This is a genomic window from Limosilactobacillus urinaemulieris (assembly GCF_014838745.1).
GTDB lineage: Bacteria > Bacillota > Bacilli > Lactobacillales > Lactobacillaceae > Limosilactobacillus > Limosilactobacillus urinaemulieris.
This window is the reverse complement of record NZ_JABUXR010000001.1, coordinates 56,191-72,887: the sequence shown is the minus strand read 5'-3', so window position 1 is coordinate 72,887 and position 16,697 is coordinate 56,191. Positions and strand designations below refer to the sequence as shown.

Below are 16,697 nucleotides of genomic sequence, written 5' to 3'. Positions count from 1 at the left end.
GCTATTATTATACGATGTTCCGTTTTAGATTGGCAAACAGGAAATCGAAGCGTAAAATCGGTTGATGGGAATGGAGGATAAAAATGAAAATAAAAAACTTAGTTGCTGTTGCTACTTTTGCCTTCTTTGGCGGTATTTTTCGCTATTTATTCAGTTCTAATTTAGGTGAATGGGGGATCATGATCGCTAACCTTGTTGGTTGCTTCCTGTTATCATTTCTTACCTATTATGTAATTGAACGGGACCTCTTAGCTGGTTGGTTGAACTTAGGATTAGGAACGGGACTGATTGGCGCCTTTACAACGTTTTCGTCATTTACTACTAGTGTCTTAAACCTTAGTAAAAGCAATTTTTGGGTTGGCGGTGGCTACTTTCTTGTTAGCCTTTTAGGTGGCTTTTTTGCGGCCCTTATTGGGTTTATTTTGGCCCAATTATTGGTAAAAATGGAGGAAAACAAATGATTTTGGTTGGCTTTGGCGCATCATGCGGTGCCCTTCTTCGTTACCTATTCACCTATTTATGGAAGCAGTTGCGAGTTGATTGGCCAGGAGCAACGTTATTGATTAATCTTACTAGTGCATTCTGTTTAGGAATATTAACTCACCACTTTCCTGCTAATCAGTTTACGATTCTTTTTTGGGAAACAGGATTCTTAGGTGGGTACACAACTTTCTCAACCTTAAACACTGAATTAATTGCAATGTATAATGATCATCAGTGGTTTAATTTAATAATTTATGGCACTCTATCCTATCTTGGTGGACTTGGTCTTGCTTGGCTGGGAATGCAACTTTAAGGAAAAGAGGAAGATCTTTTGAATAAAGCAGTACAATCAACAATTCCCGCAGAAATTGAAGTGCGGGGTGGTCGTGTTCATAATCTAAAAAATATTAACGTTAATATTCCGCTACATAAATTCGTTGCAATTTCGGGCTTATCCGGTTCTGGGAAAAGCTCGTTAGCAATGGGAATTCTGTATGAGGAAGGTTCTCGACGGTACTTGGAGGCTTTATCGACGTACACGCGACGGCGGATCAAGTTGGGGGCCCAAGCACAGGTTGATAGCGTTAAACACATTCCGTCAGCGTTAGCATTTCACCAACGTCCAGCAGTTCCGTCCGAGCGAGCAACTGTTGGAACAATGAGCGAGATTTTTAATGTGATTCGGTTAATCTTTTCTCGCTTAGGTTCACCTGTTTGCCCAAACGGTCACAGGTTAAAGCCAAATCTTAAAATTGCCCAGGCAATGAGCAAGTCTGGAGATGAAATGGGTGTTTTGACTTGCCCTGAATGTGGAGTAAAGTTTAATGCCTTTTCTGCTGAAGACTTTGCCTTTAATTCTGATGGCGCCTGCAAGCGATGCCAGGGGACTGGTCGCGTTCGGGAGCTAGACGAAGAAAAATTAATTGGCGATGAGAATTTGACGCTGGATGAAGGAGCGGTTGCGTCATGGCACCTTCCTGGTCGAAACTTTATGCCTCAAGTTGCAGAACAAGCCGGTGTCCGGATTAACGTTCCCTATAAGGATCTCTCACTTAAGGAAAAGAATTTTGTCTTAAATGGTCCAAGTAAGAAGTACAAAATGGATTTTGTTTCGGGTACTGGCCGGGTCTTCCACGATTTTAATGCTTTGTATGAAAATGCTCATGAGGCAGTTCTTGAGTCGGCAAAGACAAGTAAAAGTGCTCGGGCACAGCAACGAATTAACGAATTCTTTCATTCATCAGTTTGTCCCGTTTGTCATGGAACTCGGTTGCGCCCGGAACTCCTAACCCAACTAGCTGGTGGTAAAAATATTGCAGAGGTTACTGATTTAACTCTTGGTGAACTTGATCAATGGAAGCAAAGCGTTTTAAGCGAATTGCCAGCGAACATGGATAAAATGGCAACCGCGATTTTTAAGCAATTTGATGACAATCTTCGCCCATTATTAGAACTTGGGTTAAATTACCTCTCCCTTTCACGGAACGGTAATACCTTATCAACCGGTGAATTACAGCGAATTCAATTATCGCGGACGTTACGGACGCAGACAACAGGAGTTTTGTATGTTCTGGATGAACCGTCAATTGGCCTTCACCCTGATAATATTAACGGTCTTCTGCATGTATTTCATGAATTGGTTGAACAAGGCAATTCACTAGTGGTGGTTGATCACAATATTGATATTATTAGTGCTGCAGATTGGGTGGTTGAGATTGGTCCTGGCTCTGGTGCCGAGGGAGAAAGGGTGATTGACCAGGGAACTCCTGCAGAATTAAAAAAGAAAACTGCTTCCTTAATTGGACCATTTTTGAACGGTAAAGCCCAGATTAAGGTTCGCCAAACGACAAGCGAAAAGGCAGCTTCTGAGACCAGTTTTACGGTCAGTAACTACTTTAACCTTAAAAACGTTACTGCCATGATCCCAACAAACCAGATTACCGCAGTTACCGGGTTTTCGGGTGCGGGGAAAACTAGTTTGATCCTTGATAGCCTAGTGCCGGCCTTAAAGGCTCAAGAGAAGGGTGAATCACTTCCAAAACAGATCGATAAATTAAATACCCCAATCAAAAGCGTTGTCAGCGTTGATGCTGTTCCGGTGGGGAAGAGTACCCGTTCAACGGTCGCAACGTACACAAGTATTATGGACAATCTTCGGCGGCTGTTTGCAGCTCAACCAGCAGCAAAGGAAAAACACTGGACTGCGAGTTACTTCTCTTATAATAATAAGCAGGGTGCTTGTTCAAACTGTGGCGGGACAGGGATCGTAACCCTTGATATACAGTACTTACCAGATATGCAACAGGTTTGTCCCGTTTGTAACGGTGACCGGTATAATAAGGAGATTCAACAAATTAAGTGGCATGATTATTCAATCGTTGATTTGTTAAACCTCGACGTTCGTCATGCAATTCCGATTTTTAAGGATGTGCCGAAAATTCAACGTGAATTAAAACTTCTTGATGAAGTCGGTCTTGGTTATCTTCATCTTGGTGAAAGTACGCCAACGCTTTCTGGTGGGGAAGCTCAACGGTTGAAGCTTGTTAAGCATTTGAATCGTCAGCAAAAAACGACCCTATTTGTCTTCGATGAGCCATCAGTTGGGTTACATCCCCTTGATGTTCAAGTCTTGCTTCAGGTAATGCAACGCTTAATTGATCGGGGAGCAACAATTATTATCATTACCCATGATGTCAATTTAATGGTAAATGCTGATTATCTAATTGATTTAGGACCACGTGGGGGTAAGAATGGCGGACAGATTGTTGCTCAAGGCCATCCAGCTGACTTAATTCGCAACCCGAAGAGCTTAACCACTCAGTATCTTGCAGAATTTGTTGGTCGTTTCCAAAATTAAATGGAGTGAAACAGGACTAGCTCGCTAGTTCGTTTTTGAACCCCCGTCGATGCGTAGCTAGTCTTTAGAAAGCACAAATAGGGATTCAGTGTTCGGATTTTCCAAGCACTGAATCCCATTTGTGTATTGTGTCGTTTGTATTTTATCTAGGTAATATAACTTATGTCACAGCCCTTTAGTTATTCAGTTTCTAAGCGTTTTTTGTGTATTTCATCAATCTTTTTCACAACAAGGTAGATCCCGATAAGAACCAAAATGCAGATAATAACGCTAATGATTCGTTTGAGATTACCGCGGAAAATTGCATCCCCACCAAAGGCATAGAGGAATGATGTTGGCGCCATCCCTACCAGAACCATTGCCATATATTGTCGTCGATTGACATTTAACTGAGCCCCAGCGTAATTAACAAGAATGCTAGGAATAACTGGGATCATAAAACCGATCGTCAGACCAATAAGGGGATGTTTTTGGTGCATTAATGATTTAATTAGTTTGTGCTGCTTAACCTTTTTTGAAAACTTAATTTTTCTGATCAAGCTCATTACAATACAGTTTCCAAGAACATTTCCCATCCAGTTAATAATAAAGCCAAAGAAGGGGCCGTAACAAAGTCCCGAGAGGATACAAATAACTGAATTTGAAAGTCCGGGAATAGAATTTAAGATCGCAATTAAGCCAAGAAGAAGTAGAGAATTAGCGATTCCATGGGCCCTAATCATGTGCAGGAGAATTTCTTTTTCGTGTGGTACGGGGTGGATCAAAAGATCAATTTCAGGTTTATAGTTTTGATAAATAAAAATAACAATAACAATTGCTAAGAAAATTCCTAGAGCAATTAGCAATTGTTTGTTAAGGGTCTTTTTTTTCATTATATACTCTACTTTCTTAATAACTAAGACCAGCGTTTTTGAAGAGCTGAACGAGTGAATTACGCAAGAGCGGGTCATGGGCGTAAATATATGTGCCATACACACCCCGCTTAAAAAGAACATTGAGAGAATTCATAATCATTCGTTCTTCAAGAGCTTTGATTTCTTGAGGATCCGTTAGATCATCACGTTTCTTAAATGCCTCTGAATCTGTATATTTATCGAGGTTAATTTGTAGTTTCTTAGTTCCGGGAACTTGGCTAATTGGTGGACCAATGATAATCCCCGTATAGTTCAAATCAAATCCCTGACAAGTATAAATTGAGCCAACTTCATTGATTGTTTGAGGTAATTCAGCCCAGGGAGTGACAGTATAGTTATATTGATCCCAGGGTAACTTGAATTGTCCTTCTTTAATGTAGTGCTTACCGCCATCAAGAGTTGATGGATATCCAGAAGTCGATAAAATTCGTGAAAGACCAACTTCATCATTTCGTTTAACAATTGCCTGACGCATTTTTTCCGCATCATCATAAATCCGAAAGTCATAGTTCTGGCGACTATTTTTTGGAATTGCTGCAAGTTCGTATTGATCTGTAAAGTGATTAAACCAATCAATCAATTGATCGCTAGCGGTCATCCTGAATTGGTGACGAAGGTGGTACTCTTGATGAGGGTATCGGTGAGTAATCTTTTCCAGTCGCTTAGGAGTCCACAAACTCTTCATTCTTAGAACCTGGTATTGATCAAAAACTAGAACAACGACTTTCGACCGTTTGATAATCTCAACTAACTGATTATCGTGATAAAAATTATTGTAATGATCAGCTTTTGATAATAGAAGGTGGGCCTCATCAATTACAGCAATATCAATGTTTTGCTGGTTCTTATCTAACTGGTTAATTAGTGAAGTAGGACGGGTGAAATCTTTTTTATAAAGGCCCTTAATTGGACCAGCAATCTCGCGATAAACTTTTAAAATTTCTGGATGGTTAACCAGAAAGTAGTTTTTAGTTTTAAAAAATGGTGAGGTTGGATTCTGACGAGCTGATTGTTGGAATCGTTCGAAGAGGTTTGATAAAACAACACTTTTTCCCGTTCCAGCGTCACCATAAATTGTGTAAATTGCAGGAAAGTTGTTTTTTAAATGCTTTGCCGCAAATTCAGTAATGGAATTAACCAAGTTTTCCTGCTCGGTCGTTAAAGTTTTAAATGGCGATAATTTTTCGGTAGCTTTATTGGTAAGCTGGTTCAACACACTCATCCCTCTTTTGATAATCATGCCTAATTTTAAATGAGGAAACGGTATTCGTCAATTTTAGTAACGATGAATTTCTGTAGTGGACTTTAAAGTGTTAAAATAAAATAAATGTTTTAAATTATCTTTACAAAAGAATATAAAATAATCTAAATAAGCAATAAATGATTAGAAAGGGTGGCACAGATGAATCGACATCCAGATTATCTTCTAAACCGGGTTAATGAACCGGCTGATATTAAATCAATGTCTCTTGAACAACTAAAGCAGTTAGCAACCGAAATGCGTCAGCTAGTTCTTGAACGAGATGCAGCAATTGGGGGTCATGTTGGCCCAAACCTTGAAATTATGGAAACAACGATTGCATATCATTACGTTTTTAACTCTCCTCATGACAAGGTTGTTTGGGATGTTTCCCACCAATGTTATCCGCATAAAATGTTAACCGGTAGAAAGATTGGTTTTCTGGATCCAGATCATTTGATAATATTGTTGCTGTAATTGGTGATGGTTCACTAAGCGGTGGTCTAGCCTTTGAAGAATTGAACAATGCTGCTAAGCTCCATTCTAATTTGATTATTGTTGTTAACGATAACCAAATGGCGATCGATAAGGATCAAGGTGGCCTTTATCAAGGACTGAAAGAATTACGTGATACTAATGGTAAGGCAGAGAATAATATTTTCAAATTCATGGGCTTAGACTATAAGTATGTTGCTGACGGCAATGACCTTCAAACAATGATCGATGCCTTTAAGGAAGTTAAAAATATTGATCATCCGATTGTCCTCCATGTTAATACCTTAAAAGGGAAGGGATATCAACCGGCCGTTGAGGATAAGATGGATTGGCATTGGCAGCCGCCATTTGACATTAAGACTGGTGAGCTTAAAGAACATAAAAATACCGAAAGCTATAGTGATGCAATCTTAACTGAGTTAGGCCACCAAATTGATGACGGTGTACCGGTAGTTGCTCTAAATGCTGCTATTCCCGGTGTCTTTAACCTTAAGAAATTCCAAGCTAAGTATCCTGATCACTATTTTGATGTGGGAATTGCTGAACAAGACTCCATTACTACAGCAGTCGCTATGGCAACTGCTGGTGCACGTCCGGTTGTCTTTCAAAACAGTACGTTCCTTCAGCGAGCATATGATCAATTGATCCATGATATGGCCCTTAATGATGCACCGGTAGTAATGATTGTTAGGGGTGGAACAATTGCCACTAATTCTGCTACTCACCAAGGAACATTTGATATTTCAATGATCTCTAACTTGCCAAACATTGAATACCTTGCTCCAACAAACGTTGAAGAACTGATTTCAATGTTGAAGTGGGCTCTTAGTCAAACTGAACAGCCAGTGATAATTCGGGAGCCTGAAAAGAAGTTGCTTCACGGAGAGGTTAGTCAAGATGATTACAGTGTTATTCATTATGACGTGGCCCATGAAGGTAGTGAAGTCGCTATTATGGCTGTTGGTGATTTTTGGCAATTAGGACTTGATGTTTGTGATCAACTGCAAAAAAAGTTAAACATTAATGCAACGTTAATTAACCCAAAGTCCTTAACCGGAATTGATCAAAATTACCTGCACCATCTTTCTGAAAACCATGATGTTGTTGTTACCTTGGAAGATGGCAACGTTAGCGGTGGCTTTGGTGAAACCATTTCTCGTTATTATGGGCCTAAAGCAATGAAAGTTTTGAACTTTGGTGCTCCTCGTGAATTTGCTGATAATGTTCCGCTAGAAGTCCTTTATGATTGGTATCATTTAAAACCGGAACAGATTGTTGATGACATTGAAGAAGTGATTCACGCCCTTTAAAATTAAATTTTCTTCGTGAAAAAAGAGATTCCTTCCGTATTGGTATTATGTAAGCCAATTTGGGAGGAATTTTTTTATGAGTAATAAGAAATCAATTATTAAACAATGTGTTGGGATTACTTCCGCGACTGTTCTAATGACAATGGCTGTTTCAGTCGGTACTGGTCACAGTGCAACCCAGAAGCTGGACCCAACAGCTATTAACCAGCAATTAGACAACCGGGATGAGGTTCGTCAAATTACACGGACTATAAAAATTGATGATCCATACAAGGGGATGCAAACAGTTAAGCAGACAGTCACTTTTAAAAAAATTGCTAATAGCTGGCAACCGCAAACACCAAGTATTTGGTCATCATTCTTTATACCAAACTATGATGACTTTGAACCGAATGTCTTGCAAGTGCGAGCACAGCTAGTGTCAGCAAATGATTCTGATCAAACCATTTCAGTAACATACCATCAATATAAGATTGCAGATCGAGAACGGCTAGTTGAAGCACGACCGTCATTTTATTGCTACGATGAAAATCTTAAATTTACGGGGAAGGCTTTGAATAGTACAACACTTAATGTTGGTCAATGGTATGATGTTCCTTCTGCGCCAAAAGGATTTGAATATTGTTGTCCAGAATCATTACCAAAAAGGCTTAAGTTATATCAGAGCAGACAGGATCCATTTATAGTGTTAATTCGGCCGTTGCAAAAGCTTAATGAACATCCAGCAGAAGAGAAAGCAGAACAGAAATCGGCAAACAATGAACAACTAATTAACCAGCCAGAAGAAAAAGAGCTGGTAGCCACTGGAAGTCAAACAGAATTAGTGCCTAGTAATGATAATGAAACGCAAACAACCGAAATCCAACGGCAAGATCAAGGACAACAAACACCACCTCCAAGTAGTAAGGATGAGGAGAGCCAAAGTAAGCAATTGGGAAAAGACGCTGAAATTCAAACTGATAATCATGAAACGAGGACCAATGATACTCAAACTGAAAAAACTACTGTTAAGCAGGAAGAAAGTCAAACTGACGAGTCGCCAAAGAATGACCATGATACTCAGACAGATTCATTGGACGAGGAACAGCCTAGCCAAAACAGAATTAAGGAGAAAACCGATCCGGCACCACATGATGCTTTGACGGGGAGTGATCAGTGTCCTAATCACGATAACCATGAAAGTAATGAGGCAACTAAAGGAACCCAAACAGAAATAGTTTTACGTCCTAATTCAGTATCACAGAAAGAGCAAGAAGCTCAAACAGCAGAAATTGAAACGAATAATGATAACCAGCAAGTGGTAGAATCGCGGCAAAATAATTCTCAGGCAGCTCAAGACCAGCGATCTGACAATAAAGAAACATCAATAGGAAATGCGGATGTTCAAAAAATTCTTGATCGAGATTTAGCTTCGTTAAAAGAATTAAGTAGTAACAAGAATAAAGATCAGCGACATAGAGTAAAGCTGCCGCAAACCGGAAATCAGACAGATAATCGAACAACATTTGTTGGATTAGTAATCACTGGATTAGTTACCATTATTACAATGTTTTTCTGGAAGCGACGAAAGAAAGAATAAGAAAATATAAAAAAAGACTTGCATTTTTAATTTTCTAATAGTATTCTAATGACATTGAAAGAAATGAATTGGAGGAATTAATCATGTCAAGTCGAAAAGCAATTATTCAACGTCTAACCTCCACCTCAACCACAACAACAACTACCGTGGTTGAGTACCTTTAATATTTAATAAATTCTGTAAGTTAACAGCTATCCAGAAGTTACTCAAACGCCTATCAAATGATTTGAACCTGGTTGAGAGGGACTTTTTGGGTAGCTTTTTTAGTTGAAGGAAATGAGGAGTTAGACATGAATGAAAATAAAGCAAAACTAAATCGGACGATGACGCCTGGACAGATGGAAATGATTGCGATCGGTGGAACAATCGGTAGTGGTCTTTTTATGGGGGCTACTTCCACTATTAAGTGGACTGGTCCTTCCGTTCTGCTGGCATATGCCTTTGTCGGCTTAGTTCTCTATGGTGTTATGCGAGCTCTTGGAGAGTTAATTTATATTAGTCCGGGAACTGGTTCCTTTGCGGATTATGGTTCGAAGTATATTCATCCAGTTGCTGGGTATTTAACGAAGTGGAGTAACGTCTTCCAATTTATCATTGTTGGGATTTCTGATATTATCGCAATGAGTCAATATCTAAATTACTGGTGGCCGAACCTTCCGGATTGGATTTCTGGGTTAATAATGATCGTTATTTTAACCTTAGCGAACCTAGCATCAGCAAAAGCATATGGCCGACTGGAGTTCTGGTTTGCCATGATTAAGGTTGTCACGATTATTGCGATGATTATTCTTGGGTTACTGGTTATTGTTCTTGGGTTAGGTAATAACTGGCATCCAGTTGGGATTTCTAATTTGTGGTCTCATGGCGGATTCTTTACCGGTGGCTTTATGGGCTTTATGTTCTCGCTATCTGTGATTGCTGGTTCTTATCAGGGAATTGAGTTATTGGGAATCACTGCTGGTGAAGCTGAATCACCACGTCATGCGATTGTGAAATCAGTTAAGTCCGTTATCTGGCGGATCTTAATCTTCTATATTGGTGCAATTTTCGTCATTGTTTCTATTTACCCATGGAACGAATTGAAGTCCGTTGGCTCACCATTCGTTGAAACCTTCACGAAGGTTGGAATTACTGGAGCAGCCGGAATCATTAACTTTGTTGTTTTGACGGCAGCTCTTTCTGGAGCTAACTCTGGAATTTACAGTGCTAGTCGGATGCTGTTCAAGCTTTCTGTTGATGGGGAAGTACCAAAGTTCTTTAGTAAGCTTTCCAAGCGCGTTGTTCCTAATGTTGCAATCCTCACGATTTCCTTCTGGATTTTCCTTGGTTTTGTAATTAATGAATTAATGTCGATTTTTAGTTCTGCTGCTCAAAACATTTTCGTCATTGTATATAGTTCCAGTGTTCTTCCAGGGATGGTACCATGGTTTATCATTCTCTTGTCAGAACTTCACTTCAGGAAAGAACACCCTGAACAGCTTAAAGATCATCCATTCAAGATGCCGCTTTACCCGGCCTATAACTACTTTAGTTTGATCGCTTTGACTGTGATCTTGCTCTTCATGTTCTTTAACCCAGATACTCGGGTTTCAGTATCAGTTGGTGTTATCTTTCTGATTATTATGAGTATTATTTACCGTATCCGTGTTCATGAAGGAAAAGAAAAGTAAATATATAGCTAAAGCAGCTTTGTAAATCCTGTTTGAGGGGACTCACAAAGCTGCTTTTTTAGTTTTGCTTTACTGCACCGGTTGAATAATTGATGGTAATGTTTCTTTGGACATTCGGAACAAAGACATTATACTCTAAAGAACCATCACTAGATTTAGCTTCGATATGAGCACCTGCCGGAACGATATTATTACCGTCATAAATATTGGTAACTCGGTAGCGAACCTGCTTATTCTGATCTAATGCTTTTCTCACCAGACCTTCGTAGTAATTTTGTCCTGTTGAGTTCTTACTTCGTGCTTCATTTGCCCAGGCAGTTTGCGTGGCAATATTAGATGGATTTGATTCGGATGCATCAAATCCATGAATACCACCAACTAGTGCATAGGCAAGAAGGTGTCCGCGATCGTATGCATGATTGTACCTGCCTTTAAGATTATGCGCCTGAAGGAAGCCAGCTGGTCGCCAATCCGTAGCACCATTCCCTGTGGCAATTCGGCTTTTATATTGACGAGTTGTCCTGTTTAACCAGGCATCACCTTGCCACGCCCTTCCTTGACGGTCAAGATGATTTACAGCATAGGGGGTACTTGCAATCTTAGCGTTAAGATTTGTTTGGTTATTATTGATAATAAACGCACCGGCTTTGTTCCAGGTAATTGAAGTGCCAAGTTGTTGGCGAACAGCCGGAGTTAAGACTGAATTAGCCTGTTCCTGAGTTGGCGGTAATGTTTTTTGAGCGTTATGACTGTTTTTCTTCCAATAAGCAATTTTACTAATATGGTTTAACGAAGCATTTGTTAGCTGAGGTTGCTGGATAACTCCAGTAACTACTAATAAACCAGCAAGAGCAAATAAAAGGTGATAGAGGCGTTTCTTAAGTTTCATAAATTCACTCCATTTCTAATAATTCCAAAGTCTATTTTACTAGTTTGAACATACGTTTGGAATAATTATTTAGAATTAATTTATAAGTTCATTGTGTTTAATAAAATTGACACTTTCAACCGCTTTCACTAAAATTAAGGTAGTTATGATGCACTTGTTTACTGAGAAGGGAGTCGTCAAAATGTATTATTCAAACGGGAATTATGAAGCCTTTGCTCGACCAAAGAAGCCCGCTGGCGTTGACAAGAAACACGCCTACATCATCGGTGGTGGTTTAGCTGGTTTATCGGCCGCCGTGTTTTTAATTCGTGATGCTCAAATGCCGGGTGAGAATATCCATATTTTAGAGGAATTACCGGTTGCCGGTGGTTCTCTTGATGGTGAAGATCGTCCTGGGAATTGGTTTTGTTACTCGTGGAGGCCGGGAAATGGAGAACCATTTCGAGTGTATGTGGGACATGTATCGTTCAATTCCATCACTTGAAATTCCAGGTGCTTCCTACCTTGATGAATACTACTGGTTAGATAAGGAAGATCCAAACAGTTCTAATTGTCGTTTAACCTATAAGCGGGGAAATGAAGTTCCATCGGACGGTAAATATGGTTTAAGTAAAAAGGCAATCAAAGAGCTGACTAAGCTAATTATGACCCCTGAAGAAAAGTTGGGAAGGGAGACTATTGGTGAATACTTCTCTGATGATTTCTTTGAAAGCAATTTCTGGATTTATTGGTCAACAATGTTTGCGTTTGAACGGTGGCACTCTCTAGCTGAAATGCGTCGTTATATGATGCGGTTTATTCACCATATTGATGGTTTACCGGATTTCACTGCACTGAAGTTTAATAAGTATAACCAATATGAATCAATGACCAAGCCGCTATTGGCCTACTTGAAAGATCATCATGTCAAGATTGAGTACGATACCCAGGTAAAGAATGTTATTGTTGATACTCAGGGGCGGCAAAAGCACGCTAAGCGAATCTTATTAACTCAAGCCGGTAAAGATAAAGTTGTTGAGTTAACGGACAATGACCTTGTCTTTGTCACAAACGGTTCAATTACAGAAAGTTCTACTTACGGCAGTCACCATCAAGCAGCTCGACCAACGCAAGCACTTGGTGGTAGTTGGAAACTGTGGGAAAACCTTGCTCGGCAGTCAGCTGATTTTGGTCATCCTGATGTCTTTTGCAAGAACCTTCCGGGGAGAAGCTGGTTCATTTCCGCTACTGCAACCGTTAAGAACCCGCAAGTTGAACCATACATCGAACGCTTAACCAAACGGGATCTCCATGATGGCAAAGTTAATACTGGTGGAATCATTACGGTCACTGACTCTAATTGGATGCTTTCCTGGACAATTCACCGTCAACCACACTTCAAGAAGCAAAAGAAAAATGAAACCATTGTTTGGATTTACGGTCTGTACTCTAATACAAAGGGAAACTATATTAAGAAACGGATCGTTGATTGTACTGGTGAAGAGATTACCAAGGAATGGCTATACCATCTGGGAGTTCCAGAAGCGTTAATTGACGATTTGGCTAAGGAGAGTTCAATTAATACTGTTCCAGTATATATGCCATTCATCACTAGCTACTTTATGCCACGAGTTAAGGGCGACCGTCCAGACGTTGTTCCAGAAGGATCCGCTAACTTGGCATTTATTGGTAACTTTGCTGAATCTCCAAGTCGTGATACCGTATTTACCACGGAATATTCAGTACGGACCGCAATGGAAGCCGTCTACACTCTATTAGATGTTGATCGGGGAGTTCCAGAAGTCTTTAACTCTATTTATGATCTTCGAGAGTTAATGCGGGCAATGTATTACATGAATGATAAGAAACCGTTAAAAGACATGGATCTACCAATTCCGAAGATTGTTGAAAAGCCGTTATTAAAGAAGCTCCAAGGAACCTGGATTGGTGAATTAATGGAACAACAGCACTTACTATAAAGATGAAAGAAGCTGGAAAATTTCCGGCTCCTTTTTTATATAGCTTATCGGGGAACCACTTGCAAAAAGGGATTAAATAGTCGAAAATAAAACTAATATATTTATTGATAGTAAAGGATTATGGTCATGACAGAAACTGCTGATATAAGAAAAATTCATATTGTTTTTGATGGTCAAGAAACACCACCATTAAAGATTCATCAATTATTTGATTCGCAAAAATACGATCAGTTAATCGCAGTAACTGGGAAGATTACTGCTGACTTTATTAATAAATACCTTAGTAATTTTATCAGTATTAATGTGGCGTTAAGCTCCCAATCAACTAGTGAATTAAGTGCTGATGAGATGGTGACAAAGGTTGCACTTACCAATGCTCTCCTTAGTTCAGCAAATAAAGAAGCTGCTAAGCTCTTCTCTGCGTTAACCAGTGACAACCAAACGAACGTCTTAAATAATCTTTTTCGCGTATCAATCGCACCAACTCAAGTTATTCATTCTAAGTTTTACTTGTTAAGCAGTTCAACTACCCATGATACCCGTGTAATTCTTGGAAGTGTAGATTTAGACGAAGCTTCATTTGATGCTCACCGAAATCAATTTGAAGAAGTATTGGTATTTGACAATGATGTCCGCTTATACCAAAACCTTGCTGACCACTTTAAAAAGGATTTTAAGCCGGTATTGAAGCCTTTCTTTACTACAAACCTAGTAAAGGCAGCTCAAAAGCAAGTTGAGGAAGGAAAGAAAGATCAGGATAGCGGTAAGGGACCGGTTATCCTTGACAATGAAACAACAGATAAGATCGCTGAAACAGACATGGTGGATCTGTTGAAGCATGACCTTCAGCATGATATTGACCATAATCTCGTTCCTGAAATGATCACAAAGTCAATGCGTGATATTACTATAAATCGTTCTCAAGCAAAGGAGAAAATTGCCAAGCAGGTTAAGCAACATGATACGATTTATACTTTGCAAAAAGAAGCGGTCTCTCCTCGGGCAGCTAAGCCAAAACTAAAGACTCGAGAAAAAATTACCAAGCAGGTTCAGGATGCTTTGATCAGTGGAATGTCACCACAGCAACGGGATGCTGAGAAAAAGTACACGACTTTTCTGTACGATCGGCCAATGGAACGAAACATTGCGAATAACAATAGTGGCCTATACGTTCCTAATGATACGGGAACTCACCCAATCCCATTTGGCAAAATTGCAACTATTTCTGAAATTCGTGACGGTTTAAAAAGCATTGATGCTGTTATGAAAGGCTATCAGCAGTTTGTCGTTGATTATGATGCTGACTACGGGAAGCGGTTCTTTGAAGCAATTTTGTATAGTTTTACTGCACCGTTTTTATGGGAAATTCGTTCTAAAGCTAGCCTGAACCCTGAAGATGGGAATGACGTTCCTAATTTCCTAATCTTAGGGGCAACGGCTGGTTCTGGAAAGTCAACTCTTCTCCGGATTATTAATCAGCTCACATGGAATACTGATCGCTCGTTGATTGACTTTGGAACGATCTACCCATCGCAAACTCCCCAAAAGAAAGCAAAGACTGTTGAGGCGATGGAACATTATATGAAACTTGGTAGTTCATACCCGGTTTTGTTAGATGAAATTGAACCGTACTTCTTCCAGCAAGATCAATACAGTCGACATCTGATCGTCGATATTATGAATGAGCTTGTAAACCATCCGCACCCAATTGCTCCATTAATCGGAACAACTAATTATGATTCAGGTTTTACTATGCTTCGGGAAACCGCTCGGCGGACTTACTACTTACAAATTGACAAGGTCATTGATGAGTCGCAGAAAGGAGCAACTAACCAGTATATCTTTAACGTTCGAAAGACACTGAATAATACTCTGTTTAAGGACTTTGTAATGCGGATGGCGAACCTTCTTGAAGACGATGAGACCCCATGGCGGGACTTCAATTCTGATACGGGACGACTTGACTTTCTTGCAATGACCAGGCAGTTATTTAAGAACTATTATGAAATGGCTAATCTCCCATTGCCTGATTACTTCTCCGAGACAATCTGCGATGACTTTAAGGAAAGCTCGCGAAATCGGTGGGCTAAACTTTACCTGACCCAGCAAGATGATTTTCAATATCGTCAGGGGGATGACAGTTTACTATTCGATATTTCAAAGTTGAACACCTTTAACGGCTTTACAGCTGATAGTATCGAAAAGTACCGAAATGCTTTGCCAATTGAACTTTGTGTAGATGGGATTAACGGTAAACGAGGGAAGTTTGTTGAAATTAAGGCTCCAGAATTCTTCCGGTGGATTGGTGAGCATAATCCTTATGAGGAAGAGAATTCAGTTACGAGTACTGATGAACAATCAACTTCTCCAGTTGAAGAAGAAAAGCCAAAGAAGAAAGGCTTCTGGGCCCGGTTATTTGGTTAAGACGAACCGAGATGATAAGTAATGAGACGATTATTAAAAGGGTTCACCGCGACTATTAGTATTCTATTAATACTGATGTTAATCATTCAATTTACTATCCTATTACCATTGCCTAACCATTCGTTAAAAACAAGTGACTATCGTTCAAATATTCATTACGATGAAACGCCAACTATAATGATTCCTGGCTGGGGCGGTAACACAACTACTTATTATCGAATGACGCATTACTTTGAAAGTCATCATTATGCGCAAAAGGTAATGACAGTATGGATATCACCAACAGGAACGGTTAAAACTAGTGGAAGTTATCATCAGGAGAAAAATGCGCTTATTCAAATACTCTACAATTGGAACTATAATGCCTCTTATCATCCCCAGGTTTACCAATTAACCAAAGCGCTTCAATTACTTCATGATCGTTACCATATTAAACGAATGAATGTTATTGCCCATTCTTATGGGGGAACCGAGTTCATTCATGCTTATATGAGTTCTGAAAAACTACAAAAAAACATTCAACTTCATAAAGTAGTTTTTCTTGGTGTCCCGGTTGAAGAGAGTTTTGGCGTTAAAGTAAAGTTTGTTCCTAATTTAAACCGTAAATCAAAGGATCGTAATTTTCACCAGTTGGAGCAACAGATGAGGAGCTGGCACCCTAACTCTTCTATCAAATTTTTTAATATCATGGGTGGCAGGGATGAATCAGTTCCACGTGTACAGTCAGAAATGCTTCAAACACTTGTGAGAATTCATCCAGAGATTCAATACAGGCAAGTAGTGGTTCCCAAGACCAATCATTTTCAACTCCATGATCGAATGGCAATTATACAGCGAGTCGCTAAGATACTTTGGGATAAGGATTAGATTTAAGGAAG

Annotated in this window: 10 protein-coding genes and 2 pseudogenes; 9 read left to right on the top strand and 3 right to left on the bottom strand. The window is 39.6% G+C overall.

Annotated features, from left to right (window positions below; genetic code table 11):
- The first annotated feature begins 83 nt into the window (after positions 1-83).
- From HUK45_RS00370 to HUK45_RS00360, 3 genes are read left to right on the top strand one after another with little or no spacing between them, the layout of a single operon-like run.
- Entirely contained in the window at positions 84-461 is a 378-nt protein-coding gene (locus tag HUK45_RS00370; RefSeq protein ID WP_191910585.1) for a fluoride efflux transporter FluC, read from the top strand.
- A complete protein-coding gene (locus tag HUK45_RS00365) occupies positions 458-796 on the top strand; it encodes a FluC/FEX family fluoride channel (protein WP_191910584.1) in 339 nt (112 codons plus the stop codon). The genes HUK45_RS00370 and HUK45_RS00365 overlap by 4 nt, the downstream gene beginning before the upstream one ends.
- Positions 797-814: 18 nt before the next feature.
- The gene (locus HUK45_RS00360) at positions 815-3,340 is read left to right on the top strand and encodes an excinuclease ABC subunit UvrA (RefSeq protein WP_191910583.1); all 2,526 of its coding nucleotides are present in this window, start codon (positions 815-817) and stop codon (positions 3,338-3,340) included.
- Between the two features lie 179 nt (positions 3,341-3,519).
- Here the strand turns inward: HUK45_RS00360 and HUK45_RS00355 are convergent, their stop codons facing one another.
- Together HUK45_RS00355 and HUK45_RS00350 are read right to left on the bottom strand one after the other, a co-directional pair.
- Positions 3,520-4,212, bottom strand: a complete 693-nt coding sequence (locus tag HUK45_RS00355) for a TVP38/TMEM64 family protein (protein WP_191910582.1) — start codon at positions 4,210-4,212, stop codon at positions 3,520-3,522.
- Positions 4,213-4,228: 16 nt separating this feature from the next.
- Positions 4,229-5,476 carry a DUF2075 domain-containing protein gene (locus HUK45_RS00350; RefSeq protein ID WP_413230812.1) on the bottom strand — a complete coding sequence of 416 codons (1,248 nt, stop codon included), beginning with the start codon at positions 5,474-5,476 and terminating at the stop codon, positions 4,229-4,231.
- A 180-nt stretch (positions 5,477-5,656) separates the two neighbouring features.
- Between HUK45_RS00350 and HUK45_RS00345 the strand changes: the two are divergent.
- The 3 genes and pseudogenes from HUK45_RS00345 (at position 5,657) to HUK45_RS00335 (ending at position 10,548) form a co-directional block, all read left to right on the top strand.
- Positions 5,657-7,299 (top strand): annotated as a pseudogene (locus tag HUK45_RS00345) (1-deoxy-D-xylulose-5-phosphate synthase).
- A gap of 76 nt (positions 7,300-7,375) precedes the next feature.
- Positions 7,376-8,878: an LPXTG cell wall anchor domain-containing protein gene (locus HUK45_RS00340; RefSeq protein ID WP_191910581.1), complete on the top strand. Its 1,503-nt coding sequence runs from the start codon at positions 7,376-7,378 to the stop codon at positions 8,876-8,878.
- Between the two features lie 290 nt (positions 8,879-9,168).
- Positions 9,169-10,548, top strand: coding sequence for an amino acid permease (locus HUK45_RS00335; protein ID WP_191910580.1), 1,380 nt, complete (start codon positions 9,169-9,171; stop codon positions 10,546-10,548).
- A gap of 58 nt (positions 10,549-10,606) precedes the next feature.
- Here the strand turns inward: HUK45_RS00335 and HUK45_RS00330 are convergent, their stop codons facing one another.
- On the bottom strand, positions 10,607-11,437 hold the full coding sequence (locus HUK45_RS00330) for a DNA/RNA non-specific endonuclease (RefSeq protein ID WP_191910579.1): 831 nt from the start codon (positions 11,435-11,437) through the stop codon (positions 10,607-10,609).
- A gap of 181 nt (positions 11,438-11,618) precedes the next feature.
- Between HUK45_RS00330 and HUK45_RS00325 the strand changes: the two are divergent.
- The 3 genes and pseudogenes from HUK45_RS00325 (at position 11,619) to HUK45_RS00315 (ending at position 16,686) form a co-directional block, all read left to right on the top strand.
- Positions 11,619-13,395 (top strand): annotated as a pseudogene (locus tag HUK45_RS00325) (oleate hydratase).
- A 120-nt stretch (positions 13,396-13,515) separates the two neighbouring features.
- The gene (locus tag HUK45_RS00320) at positions 13,516-15,819 is read left to right on the top strand and encodes an ATP-binding protein (RefSeq protein ID WP_413230811.1); all 2,304 of its coding nucleotides are present in this window, start codon (positions 13,516-13,518) and stop codon (positions 15,817-15,819) included.
- Between the two features lie 21 nt (positions 15,820-15,840).
- A complete protein-coding gene (locus HUK45_RS00315) occupies positions 15,841-16,686 on the top strand; it encodes an alpha/beta hydrolase (RefSeq protein ID WP_191910577.1) in 846 nt (281 codons plus the stop codon).
- The last annotated feature ends 11 nt before the right edge of the window (positions 16,687-16,697 follow it).

What these genes read in the sequence shown, in the direction of transcription:
- HUK45_RS00370 (WP_191910585.1), top strand. Translation starts at nt 84, where the DNA reads ATGAAAATAAAAAACTTAGTTGCTGTTGCTACTTTTGCCTTCTTTGGC.
- HUK45_RS00365 (WP_191910584.1), top strand. Translation starts at nt 458, where the DNA reads ATGATTTTGGTTGGCTTTGGCGCATCATGCGGTGCCCTTCTTCGTTAC.
- HUK45_RS00355 (WP_191910582.1), bottom strand. Translation starts at nt 4,212, where the DNA reads ATGAAAAAAAAGACCCTTAACAAACAATTGCTAATTGCTCTAGGAATT.
- HUK45_RS00350 (WP_413230812.1), bottom strand. Translation starts at nt 5,476, where the DNA reads ATGAGTGTGTTGAACCAGCTTACCAATAAAGCTACCGAAAAATTATCG.
- HUK45_RS00340 (WP_191910581.1), top strand. Translation starts at nt 7,376, where the DNA reads ATGAGTAATAAGAAATCAATTATTAAACAATGTGTTGGGATTACTTCC.
- HUK45_RS00335 (WP_191910580.1), top strand. Translation starts at nt 9,169, where the DNA reads ATGAATGAAAATAAAGCAAAACTAAATCGGACGATGACGCCTGGACAG.
- HUK45_RS00330 (WP_191910579.1), bottom strand. Translation starts at nt 11,437, where the DNA reads ATGAAACTTAAGAAACGCCTCTATCACCTTTTATTTGCTCTTGCTGGT.
- HUK45_RS00320 (WP_413230811.1), top strand. Translation starts at nt 13,516, where the DNA reads ATGGTCATGACAGAAACTGCTGATATAAGAAAAATTCATATTGTTTTT.
- HUK45_RS00315 (WP_191910577.1), top strand. Translation starts at nt 15,841, where the DNA reads ATGAGACGATTATTAAAAGGGTTCACCGCGACTATTAGTATTCTATTA.